Genomic DNA, 19,360 nt, shown 5'->3' with positions numbered 1-19,360 from the left:
AATAATATTCTTCGTTATTTAAAAGCTAAATAACTCTTGTATGCTTATTTTGTTAAATGGTTTAGAATCTGAATATATTCCTGAGAGATTGTTTCCCATCTGTAATTGCTCTGGACATGTTGATAGCCTTTCATAGCCATGTCATCAACAAACTGGGAGTGGTCTTCGCAATATTGCCATTTATTCAGTAAATCTTCATAGTTGAGTTTATCAAAGGCAATGGCAGCCGACTGTATAGTTTCTAGATTTTCTTCTATTCCATTAACTAAAGCACATACTTTTGCTCCCATAGCAGCTAAAAGTGAAGGTGATGTTCCTTCTAATTCACTTGCAGAAACATAAAGGTAGGCATTTGACAAAAGGGCTTCATATTCATCATTGTATAAGAAACCAGGCATGATGATATTTGAGTCTTTTTCTCCTTTTTTAAATATTTCGTTTCGATAGTGAGTATTGGCAGTATCATCTCCAATAATGACCAGGCGTTTTTTTGTATTTAGTTTTTGGTAAGCTGCAATTAAATGGTGTAATCCTTTTTCTTGTACAAACCGACCAATGAAAATATAATACTCTTTAGGTTTGAGGTTATACTTTTTTAGATAATCATCATTAATATTGGATTTTTCAATAAATTTAGCTCCATACTTAATTATTGAAGACCCTTTACCAAATTGGCTTTTATAAAAATCGTGAACTTCTTTGTTATCTGTAATAACTTTGTCAGAAAATTTTACGGCCATTCTCGCTCCAACTTTATGAATTGTCTTTGCTATTAAACCCCATTTTTCTCTTTTCCATTCGATACCATCAACAGATATAATGACTTTCTTGTTAAACAGTTTAAGTAATGGTATAAAGATACCGTTACCAGAATTATACAAATGAACATGTTTGTAATCGGACTCAAAAAAAATCAGGTTTAAAATTGAAAAAAAAGCGTGTGTTAAGGTATCTACTCCTTTAATATTAATGGAGTTAATGTATTTTAATTTAACACCATTTACTTGATCAAGATGTGTTTTATAATGAGATTTTCTGCAGTATACGAGAACATCATGTCCGTTTTCAGCCCAATACTTGGTGGTATGTTCTGCACAGGTTTCAAATCCTCCATAATTAGCAGGAAGCCCTCTAATACCTATAACGGCTATTCTCATGTAATCTGATTATGAGTTTTTTAAATCCTCAACAAACACTTGTGCATAATCTTTTAGTGCATCTTTCCAGTGTGGCATAAAATTAATCCCTCTTGCATTAAGTTTCATGTTTACGAGTTTTTCTGAAGCAGGTCTAGGAGCGAAATATTCCGTTTTAAAGTAGTCTGAACTCACTTTTGTTATTTTCAACTCATCTTTAAGTCCGAGAAGATCAACAAGTTCAACTGCAACTTCATATCTACTGCAATCACCTTCGCATACTTGATTGTAAACACCATAAAGTTCAGTTTCAACGACTTTAAAGATTCCTTCAGCAAAGCTATGAGTATAGGTTGGTGTTCCTAATTTGTCATCTACAATAAACAGTTCTTTTTGTCCTGACTTTATCTGCTGATATATTTTATTAATAAATTTCTTATCTTTATTAGGTCCTCCTCCCATCATCCAACCTGCTCTAAACACGAAAAATTTTTCTAAATAACTTTTTACAAACACCTCTCCATGATACTTAGATTTTGCATAAATCCCTAATGGATTAGGTGTGTCGAAATCATTGTAAAGATCTTGTTCACCATCTACAATTCCTGCGGTACTAATATATACCATAGGAACATTAAGTTTTTTTGAGATTAAGGCAATATTTTCTGCTCCTAAAGCATTAGTTAACCAGGAATTTTCAGCGTTGTTTTCACAGAACTCTAAATCGGTAAGAGCTGCCAGATTGATTATAAGGTCTGGTTGAAATTCATGTATAGATTCCTCCATGTTTTTATAATCTCTAACATCTGCATACTCTAACCATTCAATATTAAGATCAATATCAGTAGCTTTAACAAGAGTTCTCTCAGAAAAATAAGCATAAACCGCTCTACCTAACATTCCGCCACAGCCAGCAATGTATACCTTCGAGGTTTTATCTAATTTCATAATCTATTTAATTATTGTAGATTTAGCGGCAAATATAATTTAAAAAATATCTATCACTAATTTTTATCTTATAAATTTATGGTTTCTCCCGTATTTACTAAGTCTTTTTGGTGCATAAAAAAAACAAATATTTTACTATATATTCTTGTTTTATTTTATGCTTCAGAATTTCTAACAAAACTACTGGACTTTTACGGAGTGGAAAATTATAGGGTAGGTGTCATTTTTAAAGTGTGTTTTATTGCTTTTGTTTTTATAAAAAAATTGATTCCTTTTTCTTTAATAAAAGGCTTATTTGTTTTAGGTAGCTTATTTGTTTTATCTCAATTTTTTATAAACACAGATATCCCTTTTAAATATAAATTACTGGATAACAGTTTATACTTCGCAAAGTATGTTTTTATATTTCTGATGGCTGTTTATGTGACAGGTATTGAAGATAGTAAAGAAACAATACATAAAGCAATTACATTAATTCTTGTTTTTTTGAAAATAAACTTTGTCGCTATCTTGTTGGGAGTTGTTTTTAAAATAGATTTATTTCTCACTTATGGTCATAACAGGTTTGGATATGACGGACTAATTCAAATTAATAGTCATGCTTCTTATATTTATTGTTTTGCAACAATTTACGTTATTTATAATTTTATTAAAACTAAAAAAACCACATTAGATTTTTGGGTTATTATATTGAGTAGTTTACTGATTGGAACTAAAACACTGTATCTCTTTTATGCATTAATTGGGTGTTATCTATTCTTCTATTTTAAGCTTTATAAAAAACTGGTTTTTTATATTTTTAGTTTTGGACTGATAAGCTTTATTATTTTTTATAATGAAAATGTAATTACTTTTTTGAACACTCATTTTAGAGCTTTTTTTAAACTCTATTATGAGTGTGGTTTTTTTACAGCCATTACATCTACCAGAAATTTATTACTAGTTGAAACCCTCTCTTTGGCTTTTAATGAGTATTGGGTGCCATTAAATTATGTTATAGGTGGTAGCTTTTTTGCCGAACTAAGAACCGAAATGGCTTTTATAGATTTGCTTTTATTTTGGGGAATACTTGGAACAATCCTGTACTTGTACTTATACTACAAACACATCATTAGATATTACATGCATCATTCTTTTTTAAAATATGCCATTGTAAGTGTTATGGTCACTGCGTTTCTAGGAGGTAATTTTTTTACTAATGCTGTTATTGCGATTTACATTGTTGTTTTTACTTCTTTTTTTAAATTAAACAGCAAAGTATAGACTATAAGTATTATAAAATCTACCAAAACAACTAAGTAGCTAAACATATAAATGTCTTTAGAAAACATTAATAGTATAACCTTTAGAATAAATAAAGAACCTAAAACTATAGCATTCGTTTTTACTCTATGGTGGTAATTATTGTTTAAGATGAAAAAATATATAAAAGGCGTAAATAAAAGAGACATTGAAATTATACTTAAGATTTCTGAGCCATTAGCATAACTGTCTTTATAAAAAATTGAATAAATAATATCTGAAAACAGATATAAAAAAACAACACTTGCCAGACATAGTATGACAATCATTAATACATTTTTTTGTTTTACTTTAATACTTGAAGCATAGTGTTTTTTTATTCCTACTAATATTAAAGATGTAAAAAATAAATAGGCGGAATTATAAAAATTGTCCGCTGAAGAATATAGCCCAGAATCGAATTCACTGAACCTGAAATCTGCAATAATGATTTCAACTCTTTTCAAACCAACCAGAAACAAATACATGACTAAATAGTTTTTAGTTTCTTTTAAGATGTCAAACATCTCCTTGAACGTAATTGAGCTTTTTATTTTTAAAGGTATTTGCTTTTTGAAATAAATAAATGACAGAAAAAAGGCTGTAAATGCAGTGATAAGCAACACGATGAAAATATTGCTTAAATCAATTTTAGATACAAAAAAGTATAACACCAATAGTATTAAAACTCTTATTGATGGTTCTAAAATAATGGTTACAATATCAAGTTTAATTCTTCCTTGTGTTCTTGCGACAATTTTGAAGAATGCTGTCAACAGAATAAATAAGAACGAAAAAGAATAGAGCAAAACATATATTATGTTTTCTGGCTTAAAAACACCTACAATGCTACAAAGAATGAGTATTGTTATTATTGAAAAAGCGACTCTGCTCGTTAAGTAATAACCAAGGTTGTCTAGTTCGTCTTTTACACTTTTATTGATAATGAAATAACTTATTCCTCCATCCATAAAAACAGATGCCCAAGCCACAATAGAGACCACATAATAGTAAACACCAAAATCTTCAACACTTAAAATTCGGGTAATAATAATAACACCTATAAAACTTAAGGCTTTGGTAAAAAGCTCTATAAAAGGCACTATTTTGTTTATATGTTTAAATAGACTTTCTCTACCCATTTATTGGTAATTAATTATTTATTTAAGACTATTTAAAACACATCTGTTTATTCATTGCGATACTTAATAACCTTAGCTGGTACACCACCAACAATTGCTAAAGATGGAACATCTTTACTTACCACTGCTCCAGCTGCAATTATAGCACCATCACCTATTGTAACTCCAGATAAAATTACGGAGTTTGCTCCAATCCAAACATCATTTCCAATTGTAGTGCTATTTCTAGTTTCTCCTTGATCTTTAATTGGAATGTCGAACCGATTGGAATTGTGGTTCTCAGAAAACACACTCACTCTTGGTCCAAAAATAACATTATCACCAATCTTAACTGGACCTCTTACACCAATGAAGCAATAATGATTAATTCCAACATTATTTCCAATTTGCAATGATTCACCAATTGATCTCAAAACACCTGTGCATTCTATAATAGCAAACTCCCCTAAAGAAAAATTATCACCTATAACTATACCTTTATTTGATAATGCATAAATATGACTATTTCGTTTTAAAAGTAAATTTTTACCACAGGTTATTTTATTTTTAAAAGATATTTTCGCTCCTTTTTCTTTAAAAACAAATCCGTTTGAAGATTTTAAAAAAGGTTTTATAAAAATCATGCCTTTTACTAATGCAACAGATTTTTTAGAGAGAATTAAAATAGTGTCCCAAGTAGAAAAACTTTGATTTACATCATATTTTTCTCCTTTAATTTTTGAAATAATTTTTGTGAGTAAGCTTTGGCTCATACTTAAGTTAGTAACGATTCATAAATCTTAACAACTTTACTCAAATGTTGTTGTTTTGATAAGGTATCAACGTAAAAATCAAATGCTTGTTGTCTCAAATTTTGTGTGTAAATTGAATCAACTCTCAATAGTTCGTTTTCTAATGTCTCTTTATTTGTGAAATCAAGTATAAAACCTGTTTTACCGTCTTGTATTAGCTCTTTAAAACCACTATGATTTGCGCCAATCACTGGAACACCAAGTGAAAAGGACTCGACAATTGTCATTGGACAGTTTTCAAACCATTTTGAAGGCTGTATCACATACTTGGCATTAGCTATTACAGAAAATAATTCTTCTCCATATTTAGGACCAAGGTAGGTAATATATTCTGATTGCTGTATTTGTGAAACTTCATTTCCGTTACCAACAATATAGAGCTTTAGTTTTAACTTTTCAAATGTTGGAATGATATCAATAATTCCTTTTTCTTTAGAAACCCTTCCGTAGTATAAATAATAAGAATCTTTGTTATTGTTAAGGCCTTCTTGATTCAGTAAAACGTCAACAAAATTAGGTATTACTTCAATTGGTTGATCTACTCTTTTACTTACCAGATTTTTTAAGAACTGACTTGGACTGATGTAATAGTCAATATATTTGTTATAATAATCTAAACCATGGTAAAGGTAAGATTCTATTGCTCCAACGGTACTTTTAAATAATGAATTATCAAAACACCTGTCTTTAATACAATTAGAAAAACTACCTTCAACACACTTTACACATGTTGATTCTCTTTGGAAATTATATAACCGATGATACGGACAAACCATTTGGCTATCATGAATAGTTTGAACTACTCTAATATTTCTTTTATGGAATACTTTAAGAATCGAAGGAGTAAGCTGAAAATTATAATTATGAATATGTACAATATCAGGTAGCCATTGATCTAAAAAATGATTTATTTTCTTAATATTCTTCTTAGAATAAATCGTATTGTAGGTAGAGCTTATTTTTTGAATATTTGAAAGCTCATAAAACTCAATGCACTCTGCAAAACAATCAAATTCATCTTCAATTATATTTTTTGAATGTTTCATTCCCCAAAACTTAACATCATGGCCAAGTTCTTCAAGAGCTTCTGATAGTTTAAACATATAGGTTTCTGCGCCACCCATATTATATAAAAACTTATTAATTTGTAAAACTCTCATTACGGCTGTGTTTATTGATTTGGAAATGCTTTAATTAACTTTTCAATCCAAAATTTTGAAGATACTTTATCTACATAGTCTAAATAGTGTGTCCTATCAATGTTTTCAATATTTTTTAGAAACTCGTAAATATCTTCAGTCTTTTGCAATAAAAACGTTTTATCTTGAATATAATCTTCCTCTGTTCCATCAGCTCCATAAAGGCAAAGTACTGGTAAGCCATATAACAAGGATTGCAGTATCGCTAAGCCTCCATCTCCAGGTAGCACAAACAAATCACTTTTAAAGTAAAATTGTTTTAATGTTTCCTTGTCGTATATTGGTCCATGAAAATGTATCAGATTACTTTGATATTGACTTTTTAATTCTTCCAACTGATTTCCTCCTCCAACAACATCTAAAGTGTATTGTCGATTACTATTCTCGGAGTTTAAGCTGTTGACTTGATCAATTAATTCTTGTATTTTTTTTCTCTTTTCTACTACGCCAACATATAATAATTTAACCAAATTAGAGTTAAAGCTATAGTTCAAGATGGATGTTTTAACCTCGTTTCTAATGTTCTCAAAATATGCTGTATCAATCGTATTTAGATTTGTAAAAGCATTCTTTCCTCCCATATGCGCTCTTAAATATTTCTCGCCTTTTGAAGAGTAGGCCATTTGTTTATCTGTCAACAAAACCAACGGTTTGATAACCGTATCAATAAATTTTCTTCGAAGTGTTCTCTTTGATGGAGAATATCCCGAATCCCACCAGATTATATGTTTATTCATTGCTTTTGCAATTGGAATAATATAACTATTATTTATAATATTTGTTGTGCCTTCTATAATTAAGAAATCATATGCCTTTATTAATTTAACAACACTCGGGTAAACAAAAAGACTTGTAGATCTTGATTCTCCTGTATAATTTATTTTCAATGATTTAAGTTCATGTATCTTTAAATTATCAAAACCATCAAGATTAAGATGAGCTTTTTTTAAAGTTCCTTTTTCTTCTCCAGACGAAGTTACAATTCCCACTTCTAAAAAATGATCACAGAGTCCTTTCAGAAGCTCAAGTCTGTAAGACGTAATAACCCGCTGAACAATTAAAATTTTTTTTGAATGTAACATGAATTAACTACTGCTTTTTGGTTGCCAATATTAAAGAAACTGGCAGGAAAAATGAATATAATTGAATACCAAATTGACGATTAAAGATACATTCTGTAAAGGAAAAAACAGAAATAATTAAAACTATCATTACTGTATATACCGTTTTTGATCTGTAACTGATGTAAAGCAAATATAACATTGTAAACACATATAATAAACCAAATATTCCATTAGTGATTAAAAACTCCAGATATTGATTATGAGGATTATAGCCATAAGTTCCTCTTTGAGAATGAATGAATTTTTCTGGGCTTCTTTTAATTCGATAAAAATCACCTATTCCTGTGCCTGTTAGCTTATGGTTTGAATATTTAATGACTTTATACGAATTATCCCATAACCAGGCTCTTGGAGAATCCCAATACGAAAGTGTATTTATTATTTTTGTTTTTAAAACTGTATTAGAAACACTTAAAAAAACAATTACGCCCAAACTTCCTAAGACAAGTAGTCTATAGGTTTTATGGTTTTTAAAAAATGAAAAAATAGTATACACTAAAAAAAGTAACAAGAGAAGAATGGCTGTTCTGGACGTAGAAAGAACAACTCCTACACTAAAGAAAACCAATAAAAAAACTCTAACTTTTTTTTGCTTGATAATACTTCCATAAAAATACAATGTTATAATAGCCACCAAGGTAAAAATCCCATAATAAGGATGTTGAATTGGAGTGATGTAGTCTCTGGTTAAGTTTGGGTCTAAGAAAAGGCCATGTTCAAAGTATATTTTAATGGCATTAACATAGGAAATAACCGTTGCTAAAAAAGCAGCAAACACGTACAAAAGAAAAGCGTAATCAATATCCTTTTTCTCTATGTTATTTAAATTTAAAATCATTAGTGGAAGCACAAAAAGAGGTGCTCTTAACCATAAAAAATCTAACGAATAGATGGTATCGTAAGAGTTTAAAAACGATATAAAAGTTAATAAAAAAGGGGTGCAAATAAGGAGGTATATTTTTAATGTTTTCTTAGAAAAACTAAAGCTAATCTTTCTTGAAATTAGTCCGCTTACAAAAATAAGAATGCTTAATCCTAAGCAAATATTTGAAATGGCTGGCGAAAAGAACACAAAACAAACATATAATACTGATAGGAAAAAAAAAGTCCTGTTAAAATTTAATTCCGTTTGCTTAAACATATATTTAGTTTGTTACAGAGGTATCTGTACTTGGCTTAAAGTTATTTATAAGGTTGATAAAAACAAATACTATTATTACAGTAAGTAATACCTTACCAAAACCAAATTGAATAATTGATTCTGTTCTATTTAAAAAATACAAGAATAGAAAATAAAACCCATAAGAATAGCTTCTGTGATTAAATAAAACAGCTAGTATAAGTCCTAGAACAAAAAAATTAACCATAACACCAATTAAGCCATACTCCATAAAACCTTCACCTATCAAAGACATTGACGCTCCTCCAACATGTACGTTAATAGGTGAAATATCTTTTATCCAGATTTCAAAACCTACCTGATGACCTGGTAATAAAATAGCCAGAGCCATTGTTAATGGTTTTAATCCAAAATAACCCGTTTCTTCTGTCATTCCTATATAATGGGATAAATTCCAAGTATGAATTCCTATTTCGTTTCTCAGAATTTCTATAAAATCACGGTTAATACCTCTTACTGCTGGAATTATCGAACCAAATAACAATACTGAAACAGACCCATACTTAACTAGTTTTTTTACTGGGATGGGTCTTTTAAAGTCGTTGAAAATAAATAAATATGTTAAAAAAAGAGTGAGCACTGGACCTCTGTGCAATGGTATTATTACTAAAAAGAAAGAAAGAAATATTAATAGTATATCAAACCAATTAACCTTTAAACCTTTATGAAACTTAATCATAAAAAGAAATGGTAGTGTATACGTGTGAAAGGAACCTAAGACATTTAAATACCCTCGACCAAAAATCATGGTTATTCTGCTTCCAAAATAATTTCCTTCAATTAAAGCTTTTATTATAGGATAATTGTAAACAACAGAGGATGCCATTGAAAATAAAATAATTATATATAATATTAAAGCACCACTTTTATAATCTAAGTAAAAATAAGAACGTTTTATTTTAGGAAATTTAATTTTTTTTCCAGCAGCTAGTCCAACCAAAAGCATTAAATAAGAAATACTTATTAGCAGTGTGATCTCATAATAATGTTCTTTGTCTGTATATTTTGTTAAGAGTACATTGAGAAAATTACCAATAGACATCCAAAAAATGAACACTACAGACGCAAAGAATACAGGTGAAGTTAATCTGTTGTTTTTAAATAAAATCAGATAAAACTTATAAAGGTTAAATAGTAAAAATACATATATAAAGGAATGAATTGAAGCTTTAAAAATCATTAAGAGGAGTATTTCCAAAGAGGTAATAAGCATTAACTTATTTAAAACGCTCCCAGATTTGGTTTCTCTTATTTGATCTATATATGATTTCATTTTAAGTTACTATAAAAGAAAACTGATTGTTTACTCTTTTATTTTAAAATACCACAAAAATCTAAAACAACTTTGTCTTGAGGTATTTTTAAAGTTTTGAATTCATCATGTGCAACCAAAAATACAATAATGTCTGCTGCTTCTGTAGCTGTTTTATAATTTGTTAGCTTAAAAACGTTATGCGAATCAATATTGGGTTCTACGATGTAATATTCTTCATTATTTGCATTTTGAAGAACTTTCTGAGCAATATATTTTGCAGGAGATTCTCTAAGATCATCTATATTGGGTTTAAATGCCAATCCCATTAATGCAATTTTAGGTTTGGAACCATGTTTTAACTCAAACTCTAATTTAGCGGTTTGCACTTTTTCTGCACACCAAAAGGATTTATAGTTATTAATCTCTCTCGCTTTACCAATTATTTTAGATTCTAAAGGATAATCTGAAACAATAAAATACGGATCAACAGCAATGCAATGACCTCCAACGCCACAACCAGGCTGCAAGATATTTACACGAGGATGTTTATTAGCAAGTTCTATAAGTTCCCAAACATTTATATTAGCTTTATCACAAATTAATGATAGTTCATTAGCAAAAGCTATTTGTACATCTCTTGATGAATTCTCAACAAGCTTACACATCTCTGCTGTTCTTGCATTTGTTTTATGCAAATCTCCTTCAATAAACTGGCGATAAAATGCTACTGCTTTATGAGTTGATTCAGAATTAACGCCTCCAATAACTCTATCATTATTAACGAGTTCATACATCACATTGCCAGGTAAAACACGCTCTGGACAATAAGCCATAAAAAGTTTGTCTTCGAGATCAGGTCTTTCTGAATAAATCAACCTCATCATTTTTTCTGTGGTTCCAATTGGTGAAGTGGACTCAATAATGTATAAATCTCCCTCTTTCAATAACGGTATTATTGCTTTGGTTGCAGATTCTACAAAAGAAATATCTGGTTCATTTTTTGCCTTAAACGGAGTTGGTACCACAACTAAATAAACGTTAGCTTCAACAGGTGTTGTTGCAGCTTTTAAATACCCTTCTTTAACAGCATTTGCGACAGCGGTATCTAATTCTGGTTCAACAATGTGAATTTTTCCGGCATTTATTGTTTCTACAACATCAGGATTAATATCAACGCCGTGAACTTTGGTTTTTTTTTGTGCAATTAATGCTGCAGTTGGCAGACCAATATAGCCCAACCCTATCATGACTACTTCTGGTTGATTCATCAAGGTGTATGGTTAATTATATTAATTATTGTGACTTATTTTGTTTGAGTCTTCTAAAATATATTCTAAAATTCGGGTACATGCATTTCCGTTTCCATAAGGATTATGAAGTTTACTCATATTAAAATAAGTGTCTTCTTGCAATAACAACTCTTTGGTTTTATTAATTATTTCATCTGTATTTGTACCAACTAAAAGAACTGTTCCTGCATCAAGTGCTTCAGGTCTTTCTGTTGTGTCACGCATTACCAACACTGGTTTTCCCAGACTTGGTGCTTCTTCCTGAACACCACCACTATCTGTAATAATTAAATACGATTTTTCCATTAACCAAACAAAAGCAGGATATGACAATGGAGAAATAAGTTTTATATTATCGATACTATTAAGTAAATCATATACAGGCTTTTGTACATTAGGATTTAAATGTACAGGATATATAATTTGTACTTCGGGATGCTCTAAGGCAATTTGCTTTAAAGCATTGCAAATATTTATAAAACCTTGTCCGTGATTTTCTCTACGATGGCCAGTAACCAAAATTATTCTCTTATTGTTATCTAAAAATGGTTTTAAATCCTCTATTTCCTGATCTTTAAAATTAGGATGATTAACCTTATCTACACTAAAAAGCAAGGCATCAATTACTGTATTTCCTGTAACGACAATGGTATCTTGTTTTTTGTTTTCGTTTAGTAAGTTTTGTTTTGAAGTTTCTGTTGGAGAAAAATGAATGTTTGTTACAACTCCTGTTACAGATCTGTTCATCTCTTCTGGAAAAGGAGCGTTTAAATCAAAAGTACGTAAACCTGCTTCCACATGGCAAATTTTAGCACCAGAATAAAAAGCTGCTAAACTTGAAGCCATTGTCGTGGTTGTATCTCCATGAACGTAAACGTAATCAGGCTTGAACTCTTCTAAAACAGGCTTTAAATTTGTAATGATATCTGAGGTTAGGCTGTATAAGTTTTGGTTTGGCTTCATGATATCAAGATCATAATCAGGAGTAATTTCAAAAAAAGACAATACCTGATCCAGCATTTCTCTATGTTGCGCTGTAATACAAACTTTGGTTTCAAACTTTTCAGAAAAACTTTCAAATTGTTTTACTAGAGGAGCCATTTTTATCGCTTCGGGTCTAGTACCAAAAATTATAAGGTTTTTTATTTTCATTAATTATAACTTTATTAGCTCGTTGTCTAATTGAGATGAGCTAACAATATTAGGGTCATATAGATTATCAACTTCTTTTAGGTATAACTCATAACCGTCTGATGTAGAAATAAATTTGCTAAAATTAAAATAGTTTACAAAATTAGAAGGGTCAATGGTAAGCACGTTTTTAGCTTTAGAAATTTTAATTTCCTTAAGTTTTATTGTGTTTTGATCCTTATTATTACTGAATCTTATTTTAATGCGTTCTGGGTAAACTTCTTTAGGAAACTCAAAACTTACCAATTGAAACCCCTCTTTACCTTTCACAGATTTTTGTATTGCGTTTTCTACGGGAAAAGAATACTCCTGATAATCTTCTGTATAAAACAGCCAAATATTATCATTTTTTAAATATTCAACATGTAACTCAACCACCAATTCCTCTTTAATGGACCTGGCATTTTCTTTTTGTTGGATCTCTGCTTTGTTATCAGTTTTTTCAGATTTATTCTCTTTACACGATGTAAGTGCAATTAATAAACAAGCAACTAATAAAACATTTTTCATGGTATAATTTTTATAATTTGATTACACAATCATTCCAGCTGCAACGGTTTCATTTGTGGTATCATCTACAAGAATTATGCTTCCAGTAGTTCTGTTCTCTCTATAAGAATCAACCATTAATGGTTTCGTTGTTCTTATTTTAACTTTTGATATGTCATTCATGCCTAACTCTTTATCATGGCTATTTCTTTCCAAAGAATTGATATCAAATTTGTAAACGACTTCTTTAATCATAGCCTTTTGTTCGTTTGAGGTATGCCTGATACTATATTTTGCCCTTGGTTTTGCATTATCTTTGTGTAGCCAGCATAGCATAACTTCTATATCCTGTGAAGCTTCTGGTTTGTTATTAGATCTGACTATCATATCACCTCTGCTGATATCAATATCATCTTCTAATGTTATTGAAACCGACATTGGTGCATAAGCCTCTTCAAGAGATTTATCCAGTGTATCAATACTCTTAATGATAGATGTAAATCCTGATGGCATTACCGTAATCTCATCTCCAACCCTAAGTATACCACTAGCAACCCTTCCTGCATAGCCTCGATAATCTCTATGCGTTTCACTTTGTGGTCTTAAAACGGTCTGAACAGGAAAACGTGCATCTACTTTATTGATATCGCTACTAATATGCATGGTTTCTAAAGTATGTAATAAAGGTGCTCCTTGATACCAATCCATATTTTTTGAACGATTTACTACATTGTCTCCTAGCAAAGCACTAATTGGAATAAAACGAACATCCTTAACCAGCATTTTTGAAGAAAATTCTTCAAATTGATTAATTACTTTATTATATACTTCTTCTGAAAAATCAACTAAATCCATTTTGTTAACACATACAATAACATGAGGAATTTGTAATAAAGAGGCAATAAACGAATGTCGTCTTGTTTGTTCAATCACACCATGGCGAGCGTCAACCAGAATAATTGCGGCATTAGCTGTTGATGCTCCAGTTACCATATTTCGTGTGTACTGAATATGACCAGGCGTATCAGCAATGATAAACTTACGTTTTGGTGTTGTGAAATATCTATAAGCAACATCAATCGTTATTCCTTGTTCTCTTTCGTCTTTTAGTCCATCCGTAAAAAGCGCCAAGTCTACACCATCATGTCCTTTCTTTTTACTTGAGTTTTCTATTGCCTGTAATTGGTCTTCAAAAATAGATTTAGAATCGTAAAGTAAGCGACCTATTAAAGTGCTTTTACCATCGTCTACACTTCCCGCTGTTGTAAATCGTAATAATTGATTGTTATCTAACATTGTCTTTGTTTAATTATTAAAAATACCCTTGACGTTTTCTATCTTCCATAGCAGACTCAGAACGTTTATCATCACTTCTATTGCCTCTTTCGGTTTGACGCATACCAGAGACTTCATCAGCGATTTTTTCTAATGTATCTGCATCAGATTCTATTCCTCCTGTGATTGTGATATCTCCTAAGGTTCTAAAACGTATTCTTTTAGTAACGATTTTTTCATGATCCTCGAGTACTAAAAATTCAGAGTTTGGTATCCAGGAATCTTGTCTCCAAACCACTTCTCGTTCGTGAGCATAATATAAAGATGGAATAGCTATGTTTTCACGTTTGATATAATTCCAAACATCCATTTCTGTCCAGTTGCTAATTGGAAATGCTCTAAAGTGTTCTCCTTCAAAATGTTTTCCATTAAAAATATTCCAAAGTTCTGGTCTCTGGTTCTTTGGATCCCATTGTCCAAAATCATCTCTATGTGAAAAAAAGCGCTCTTTAGCTCTTGCTTTCTCTTCATCTCGGCGACCTCCTCCAATAGCACAATCAATTTTATTAGATTCAATAGCATCGAGTAAGGTTGTGATTTGAAGTGCATTTCTGGTTGCATTTTTTCCTTTTTCTTCAGCTACTCGTCCCTCATCAATAGAGTCTTGTACAGAGCCCACAATGAGTGACACCCCTAAATCTTTGATAATATCATCTCTAAACTGAATGGTTTCAGGGAAATTATGTCCTGTATCAACGTGCATTAAAGGAAATGGAATTTTAGCAGGATAGAATGCTTTTTTGGCTAAATGAGTTACAAGAATTGAATCTTTTCCTCCAGAAAATAAAATCACTGGGTTTTCAAATTGAGCCCAAACTTCTCGTAAAATAAAGATAGCTTCGCTTTCTAATTCATCTAAATAATTTAAGTAATATTTATTCATAATTGCCTTGACAATTTTGGTGTTATATAATCAACTATTCTTTTTACCGCATCTTCAACAGTTTCTACCTCTGTTTTTATTTCTATATCAGGGTTTTCAGGAGCTTCATAAGGTGCAGATATACCTGTCATGTTCTTAATTTCTCCTGCTCTAGCTTTTTTATAAAGCCCTTTAACGTCTCTTCGCTCACATTCTTCAACACTGGTATTGATAAAAACTTCAACAAAGTTAACATCTTTAACGATAGTTCTAATATTCTGTCTATCTTTTTTATAAGGAGACACAAATGCGGCTAGTACAACCAGTCCTGCATCTATCATTAAATTTGCAACTTCTGCAATACGTCTTATGTTTTCTGTTCTGTCTTCTGGGGAAAAGGTTAAATCATTATTAATTCCCTTTCGGATGTTGTCGCCATCTAATGTGTATGTTTTTATTCCAATTTTAAATAATTCTTGTTCAACGACATTTGCAATAGTTGATTTTCCGGAACCTGACAATCCTGTAAACCACAACAAAAAAGAATTGTGCTTGTAAGCTTCATTTCTATCTTGATTTGAAATTTGATAGCTATGTGGTGTGATATGATCTTTCATCAATAATTTTTATGTTCTTTTAGAGAAAAAAGTACGGATTTTACCTAATGGTATTTTTAACCATAATTTTTCATGTATGTAATACAATATAAATTTCGTAAACAATTCAGTAAGTGCAATATAAAGAGCTATTTCATCAAAGGCATTTAAGATGGTTCCAGATATAACAAACGTCATTGAAGTTGCTATTATTCGCCAAGAAATGGTTTTATGTAAAAGCACCTTTGTGATTGATTTTGCTCTAAATAGAAAACGCTGCCAAATACGCTCATGAAAATAATATATTATTAGTTTAATAAGAAACTCCGCTGCACCAATTTTTAGAGCGTTGTCTATACTACATTCTCCATTAAGGCAAGTAATAAACAAGACAACAAAAATAGTGTCTGCTGTTGCTACAGCACGCCAAGAAATACCCTTTATAATACTTCTTATGTGAGATTCTTTTTTGTATGCTGTCATTTTAGTTTGTTTTAGAAACTAAAAACCAAGGGTTTAATAAATTTTGTTTATTGTATAAAAGTGGTTTATGAGTTTCTTTGGAAATGACTTCTATTCCGACCGCATTGCAAATAGCTTGTCCGGCAGCCGTATCCCATTCCATTGTTGGTGCAAATCTCGGATAAATATCGGCATTCCCTTCAGCTACTAAACAAAATTTTAGAGAGCTTCCTTTTGAAACTACCTCTACTTGATTGCCATCACCTTTTAAAGATTCCATGAAATCCATAGTTTCTTGACTCATATGAGAGCGACTTCCAACAACTTGAACTGGATTAGAATTTCCTTTTTTGGGTTGTAATGGCTTTGCTATGTTCAAAATGTCTTCAACACCTGTTTGGTGGGCGTTTAATTCAGCTTTAAAACCTTCGTTTTTAGAAACATCAGCAAAATATAAAACTTTAGTTGCTGGCACATAAATAACACCCAATAATGGACTGCCTTCTTTTACCAAAGCAATATTCACCGTGAACTCCCCATTTCGTTTGATAAACTCCTTTGTCCCATCTACAGGATCAACAACCCAACACGTATTCCAGGTTTTTCTAACACTATACTCTGTTTGTTTATTTTCTTCAGAAATTATAGGAATTTCAGTAGCTGTTAAATACGAATTAATAACATCATTAGCTTTCTTATCTGCTTCGGTTAATGGTGATTTATCATCTTTTAGCTCTACATTGAAAGCTGTGTCATATACTTCCATGATAACTTTTCCAGCTTCTAATGATGCTTTAATGGCTAGTTGTAAATTTTGTTCAATCATAAATTTGATATTGCTTTTTTCAGACTGTTTGTCCAATGAGGAATCTCTACTTTGAGAGCTTTTTTTATTTTTGATTTATCAAGCACACTATAGCTTGGTCGTTTTGCAGGTGTTGGAAAATCTTGAGTGGTAATTGGGTTAACTGTTATTTTAATTTTATTTAAATCAAAAATAGCTAAAGCAAAATCATACCAACTAGCAACACCTTCATTACTATAATGATAAATACCATAGCTGGTATTGTTTGTTTGAATGATTTTCAGAATGACACGCGCTAAATCCATGGCATAAGTTGGAGTACCTATTTGGTCTGAAACAACCCCTATTTCATCTCTGTCTTTTGAAAGTCTGAGCATTGTTTTTAAAAAATTATTTCCAAATTCAGAATATAACCAAGAGGTTCTTAAAATAAAATATTTGTCTAAATGGTGTTGTATTTTTTGTTCTCCCTCCAGTTTGGTAGATCCATAAATATTTAGAGGGTTTGTACTGTGTGTTTCATTGTAAGGCTTTTTTGATGAGCCTTCAAAAACGAAATCTGTTGAAATATGAATTAGTGTGGTGTTAAATTCATGACACACTTTTGCTAAGTTTTCAGAACCTTTAACATTCACATCATACGCTTTATCTGAATCACTTTCTGCAGTATCAACTGCGGTGTAGGCAGCACAATTAATACAATAATTTATGGTACTACTTTTAAAAAGGGTTTTAACAGCTTCAATATTTACTATATCGAGTTCTGAAGAATTTTTATAAATAAAATTATAGTCAATATTAGAGTGATCTAAACTCCGTATACATGTCGCTAGTTGCCCATTTGCACCTGTGACTAATATATTCATAATCTAGCGTTTTCAAATGAAGGAAGTTGTGTGTCTTTCTGTGAAATAATTATTTCATTTGAATTCAGTAACCAATCTATACCCAGATTTGAATCATTGTAAATAATTCCGGCTTCAGATTCTTTATTATAAAAGTTATCACATTTATATGTGAAGATAACAGTATCACTTAATACCACAAAACCATGTGCAAATCCGCGTGGTACAAATAGTTGTTTTTTGTTTTTACTTGAAAGTTCAACTGAAAAATGTTGTCCGAATGTTTTAGACTCTTTTCTTAAATCAACAACAACATCTAAAACTTTTCCACTGATAACTCTTACAAGTTTTGCTTGCTGGTGCTCTCCTGTCTGATAATGTAACCCTCTTAAGACACCTTTTGAAGAAAAGGACTCATTATCTTGGACAAAATTAATTTGATAACCTAATAGGTCATTAAATTTGTTTTGATTAAAACTTTCAAAAAAATAACCTCTTTTGTCTTCAAAAACCTTAGGCTCCAATATGAAACATCCTTCAAGTTTAGATTCTTTTATATTCATTTTTTTTCTTTGAGTAGTCCTAATAAGTTTTTTCCATATCCACTTTTCATAAGTGGTTCTGCTAACTTTTTAAATTCTTGCTTATTAATATATCCCATTTCAAATGCAGCGGCTTCAATTGCTCCAATTTTTAAGCCTTGACGTTCTTCAATAACCTCAACAAACTGAGACGCTTGCATTAAGGATTGAAAGGTTCCTGTGTCTAACCAGGCAGTACCTCGATCAAGAATGCTAACACTTAATTTATTTCTTTTTAAATACTCTTTATTAACGTCTGTGATTTCAAGTTCACCTCTATGGCTTGGCGCTATATTTTTTGCAATCTCAACAACGGAGTTATCATAAAAATAGATACCTGGTACTGCGAAGTTAGATTTTGGTTTTTTTGGCTTTTCTTCAATAGAAATGGCTTGACCTGTACTATCAAATTCAACAACACCATAACGCTCAGGATCATGTACTCTGTATGCATAAATGATTCCTCCATCAGGATCATTATTAGCCTGTAATAACTTAGATAAACCTGATCCGTAGAAGATATTATCTCCCAGAATAAGCGCTACTTTTTCGTTTCCAATAAAATCAGCACCAATTATAAATGCTTCTGCTAATCCGTTAGGAGACTCTTGAACAGCATACTCAAATTTGCATCCGAATTTCTTTCCATCTCCAAGTAATTCTTTAAATAATGGTAGATCTTTTGGAGTTGAAATAATTAATATTTCATTAATACCAGAATACATCAGTGTAGAAAGAGGATAGTATATCATTGGTTTGTCATAAACAGGCATTAGTTGCTTACTTAATGACAAGGTTAAAGGGTGTAGTCGTGTTCCTGATCCTCCTGCTAAAATAATTCCTTTCATG

Annotated in this window: 19 protein-coding genes and 1 pseudogene; 1 reads left to right on the top strand and 19 read right to left on the bottom strand. The window is 30.9% G+C overall.

Annotated features, from left to right (window positions below; genetic code table 11):
* Positions 1 to 44 precede the first annotated feature (44 nt).
* Both ACRHNM_RS01945 and ACRHNM_RS01940 read right to left on the bottom strand, forming a co-directional pair.
* A complete protein-coding gene (locus ACRHNM_RS01945) occupies positions 45 to 1,157 on the bottom strand; it encodes a DUF1972 domain-containing protein (RefSeq protein ID WP_431133102.1) in 1,113 nt (370 codons plus the stop codon).
* A 9-nt stretch (positions 1,158 to 1,166) separates the two neighbouring features.
* Complete coding sequence (locus ACRHNM_RS01940; RefSeq protein ID WP_431133100.1) at positions 1,167 to 2,084, bottom strand: SDR family oxidoreductase; 918 nt, start codon at positions 2,082 to 2,084, stop codon at positions 1,167 to 1,169.
* A gap of 264 nt (positions 2,085 to 2,348) precedes the next feature.
* Here ACRHNM_RS01940 and ACRHNM_RS01935 point away from each other — a divergent pair, with 264 nt between their 5' ends.
* Entirely contained in the window at positions 2,349 to 3,347 is a 999-nt protein-coding gene (locus tag ACRHNM_RS01935; RefSeq protein ID WP_431133098.1) for a hypothetical protein, read from the top strand.
* Here ACRHNM_RS01935 and ACRHNM_RS01930 read toward each other — a convergent pair.
* The 17 genes and pseudogenes from ACRHNM_RS01930 to rfbA form a co-directional block, all read right to left on the bottom strand.
* A complete protein-coding gene (locus tag ACRHNM_RS01930) occupies positions 3,299 to 4,507 on the bottom strand; it encodes an oligosaccharide flippase family protein (RefSeq protein WP_431133096.1) in 1,209 nt (402 codons plus the stop codon). The two genes, ACRHNM_RS01935 and ACRHNM_RS01930, sit on opposite strands and share 49 nt — an antisense overlap.
* A 56-nt stretch (positions 4,508 to 4,563) precedes the next feature.
* Positions 4,564 to 4,764: pseudogene (locus ACRHNM_RS01925) on the bottom strand (DapH/DapD/GlmU-related protein); the annotation flags it as partial.
* 497 nt (positions 4,765 to 5,261) lie between these two features.
* Complete coding sequence (locus ACRHNM_RS01920; RefSeq protein WP_431133094.1) at positions 5,262 to 6,458, bottom strand: glycosyltransferase family 4 protein; 1,197 nt, start codon at positions 6,456 to 6,458, stop codon at positions 5,262 to 5,264.
* Positions 6,459 to 6,469: 11 nt separating this feature from the next.
* Positions 6,470 to 7,579, bottom strand: a complete 1,110-nt coding sequence (locus ACRHNM_RS01915) for a glycosyltransferase (RefSeq protein ID WP_431133092.1) — start codon at positions 7,577 to 7,579, stop codon at positions 6,470 to 6,472.
* Positions 7,580 to 7,586: 7 nt separating this feature from the next.
* The gene (locus tag ACRHNM_RS01910; RefSeq protein ID WP_431133090.1) at positions 7,587 to 8,693 is read right to left on the bottom strand and encodes an O-antigen ligase family protein; all 1,107 of its coding nucleotides are present in this window, start codon (positions 8,691 to 8,693) and stop codon (positions 7,587 to 7,589) included.
* A 73-nt stretch (positions 8,694 to 8,766) separates the two neighbouring features.
* The gene (locus ACRHNM_RS01905; RefSeq protein ID WP_431133088.1) at positions 8,767 to 10,074 is read right to left on the bottom strand and encodes an O-antigen polymerase; all 1,308 of its coding nucleotides are present in this window, start codon (positions 10,072 to 10,074) and stop codon (positions 8,767 to 8,769) included.
* A gap of 38 nt (positions 10,075 to 10,112) precedes the next feature.
* Positions 10,113 to 11,324 (bottom strand): UDP-N-acetyl-D-mannosamine dehydrogenase, encoded by a 1,212-nt coding sequence (gene wecC, locus ACRHNM_RS01900; RefSeq protein WP_431133086.1) that lies wholly within the window; start codon positions 11,322 to 11,324, stop codon positions 10,113 to 10,115.
* A 21-nt stretch (positions 11,325 to 11,345) separates the two neighbouring features.
* The gene (gene wecB, locus ACRHNM_RS01895) at positions 11,346 to 12,497 is read right to left on the bottom strand and encodes a non-hydrolyzing UDP-N-acetylglucosamine 2-epimerase (RefSeq protein WP_431133084.1); all 1,152 of its coding nucleotides are present in this window, start codon (positions 12,495 to 12,497) and stop codon (positions 11,346 to 11,348) included.
* 3 nt (positions 12,498 to 12,500) lie between these two features.
* Positions 12,501 to 13,046, bottom strand: coding sequence for a hypothetical protein (locus ACRHNM_RS01890; protein ID WP_431133082.1), 546 nt, complete (start codon positions 13,044 to 13,046; stop codon positions 12,501 to 12,503).
* 21 nt (positions 13,047 to 13,067) lie between these two features.
* Entirely contained in the window at positions 13,068 to 14,321 is a 1,254-nt protein-coding gene (cysN, locus tag ACRHNM_RS01885) for a sulfate adenylyltransferase subunit CysN (protein ID WP_431133080.1), read from the bottom strand.
* Positions 14,322 to 14,337: 16 nt separating this feature from the next.
* Complete coding sequence (gene cysD, locus ACRHNM_RS01880; RefSeq protein ID WP_431133078.1) at positions 14,338 to 15,243, bottom strand: sulfate adenylyltransferase subunit CysD; 906 nt, start codon at positions 15,241 to 15,243, stop codon at positions 14,338 to 14,340.
* A complete protein-coding gene (gene cysC, locus ACRHNM_RS01875) occupies positions 15,240 to 15,839 on the bottom strand; it encodes an adenylyl-sulfate kinase (protein WP_431133076.1) in 600 nt (199 codons plus the stop codon). The genes cysD and cysC overlap by 4 nt, the downstream gene beginning before the upstream one ends.
* Positions 15,840 to 15,848: 9 nt before the next feature.
* The gene (locus ACRHNM_RS01870) at positions 15,849 to 16,301 is read right to left on the bottom strand and encodes a DUF2061 domain-containing protein (RefSeq protein WP_431133073.1); all 453 of its coding nucleotides are present in this window, start codon (positions 16,299 to 16,301) and stop codon (positions 15,849 to 15,851) included.
* A gap of 1 nt (position 16,302) precedes the next feature.
* Positions 16,303 to 17,103, bottom strand: coding sequence for a 3'(2'),5'-bisphosphate nucleotidase CysQ (cysQ, locus tag ACRHNM_RS01865; protein WP_431134005.1), 801 nt, complete (start codon positions 17,101 to 17,103; stop codon positions 16,303 to 16,305).
* Entirely contained in the window at positions 17,103 to 17,951 is an 849-nt protein-coding gene (rfbD, locus tag ACRHNM_RS01860; RefSeq protein WP_431133071.1) for a dTDP-4-dehydrorhamnose reductase, read from the bottom strand. The genes cysQ and rfbD overlap by 1 nt, the downstream gene beginning before the upstream one ends.
* Positions 17,948 to 18,493, bottom strand: coding sequence for a dTDP-4-dehydrorhamnose 3,5-epimerase (gene rfbC, locus ACRHNM_RS01855; RefSeq protein WP_431133069.1), 546 nt, complete (start codon positions 18,491 to 18,493; stop codon positions 17,948 to 17,950). The genes rfbD and rfbC overlap by 4 nt, the downstream gene beginning before the upstream one ends.
* Positions 18,490 to 19,359: a glucose-1-phosphate thymidylyltransferase RfbA gene (rfbA, locus tag ACRHNM_RS01850; protein WP_431133067.1), complete on the bottom strand. Its 870-nt coding sequence runs from the start codon at positions 19,357 to 19,359 to the stop codon at positions 18,490 to 18,492. The genes rfbC and rfbA overlap by 4 nt, the downstream gene beginning before the upstream one ends.
* Position 19,360: the final 1 nt, after the last annotated feature.

It is taken from the genome of Psychroserpens mesophilus, assembly GCF_050617655.1.
GTDB classification, from domain to species: Bacteria; Bacteroidota; Bacteroidia; order Flavobacteriales; family Flavobacteriaceae; genus Psychroserpens; species Psychroserpens mesophilus_A.
This window is presented reverse-complemented; position numbering and strand designations above follow the sequence as displayed.

Bases quoted from the DNA above. Each gene is read 5' to 3' on its own strand.
- cysN (WP_431133080.1), bottom strand. From the start codon at position 14,321: ATGTTAGATAACAATCAATTATTACGATTTACAACAGCGGGAAGTGTA.
- wecC (WP_431133086.1), bottom strand. From the start codon at position 11,324: ATGAATCAACCAGAAGTAGTCATGATAGGGTTGGGCTATATTGGTCTG.
- wecB (WP_431133084.1), bottom strand. From the start codon at position 12,497: ATGAAAATAAAAAACCTTATAATTTTTGGTACTAGACCCGAAGCGATA.
- ACRHNM_RS01930 (WP_431133096.1), bottom strand. From the start codon at position 4,507: ATGGGTAGAGAAAGTCTATTTAAACATATAAACAAAATAGTGCCTTTT.
- ACRHNM_RS01905 (WP_431133088.1), bottom strand. From the start codon at position 10,074: ATGAAATCATATATAGATCAAATAAGAGAAACCAAATCTGGGAGCGTT.
- cysD (WP_431133078.1), bottom strand. From the start codon at position 15,243: ATGAATAAATATTACTTAAATTATTTAGATGAATTAGAAAGCGAAGCT.
- ACRHNM_RS01940 (WP_431133100.1), bottom strand. From the start codon at position 2,084: ATGAAATTAGATAAAACCTCGAAGGTATACATTGCTGGCTGTGGCGGA.
- ACRHNM_RS01915 (WP_431133092.1), bottom strand. From the start codon at position 7,579: ATGTTACATTCAAAAAAAATTTTAATTGTTCAGCGGGTTATTACGTCT.
- ACRHNM_RS01920 (WP_431133094.1), bottom strand. From the start codon at position 6,458: ATGAGAGTTTTACAAATTAATAAGTTTTTATATAATATGGGTGGCGCA.
- cysC (WP_431133076.1), bottom strand. From the start codon at position 15,839: ATGAAAGATCATATCACACCACATAGCTATCAAATTTCAAATCAAGAT.
- ACRHNM_RS01890 (WP_431133082.1), bottom strand. From the start codon at position 13,046: ATGAAAAATGTTTTATTAGTTGCTTGTTTATTAATTGCACTTACATCG.
- rfbD (WP_431133071.1), bottom strand. From the start codon at position 17,951: ATGAATATATTAGTCACAGGTGCAAATGGGCAACTAGCGACATGTATA.
- ACRHNM_RS01870 (WP_431133073.1), bottom strand. From the start codon at position 16,301: ATGACAGCATACAAAAAAGAATCTCACATAAGAAGTATTATAAAGGGT.
- rfbC (WP_431133069.1), bottom strand. From the start codon at position 18,493: ATGAATATAAAAGAATCTAAACTTGAAGGATGTTTCATATTGGAGCCT.
- ACRHNM_RS01945 (WP_431133102.1), bottom strand. From the start codon at position 1,157: ATGAGAATAGCCGTTATAGGTATTAGAGGGCTTCCTGCTAATTATGGA.
- rfbA (WP_431133067.1), bottom strand. From the start codon at position 19,359: ATGAAAGGAATTATTTTAGCAGGAGGATCAGGAACACGACTACACCCT.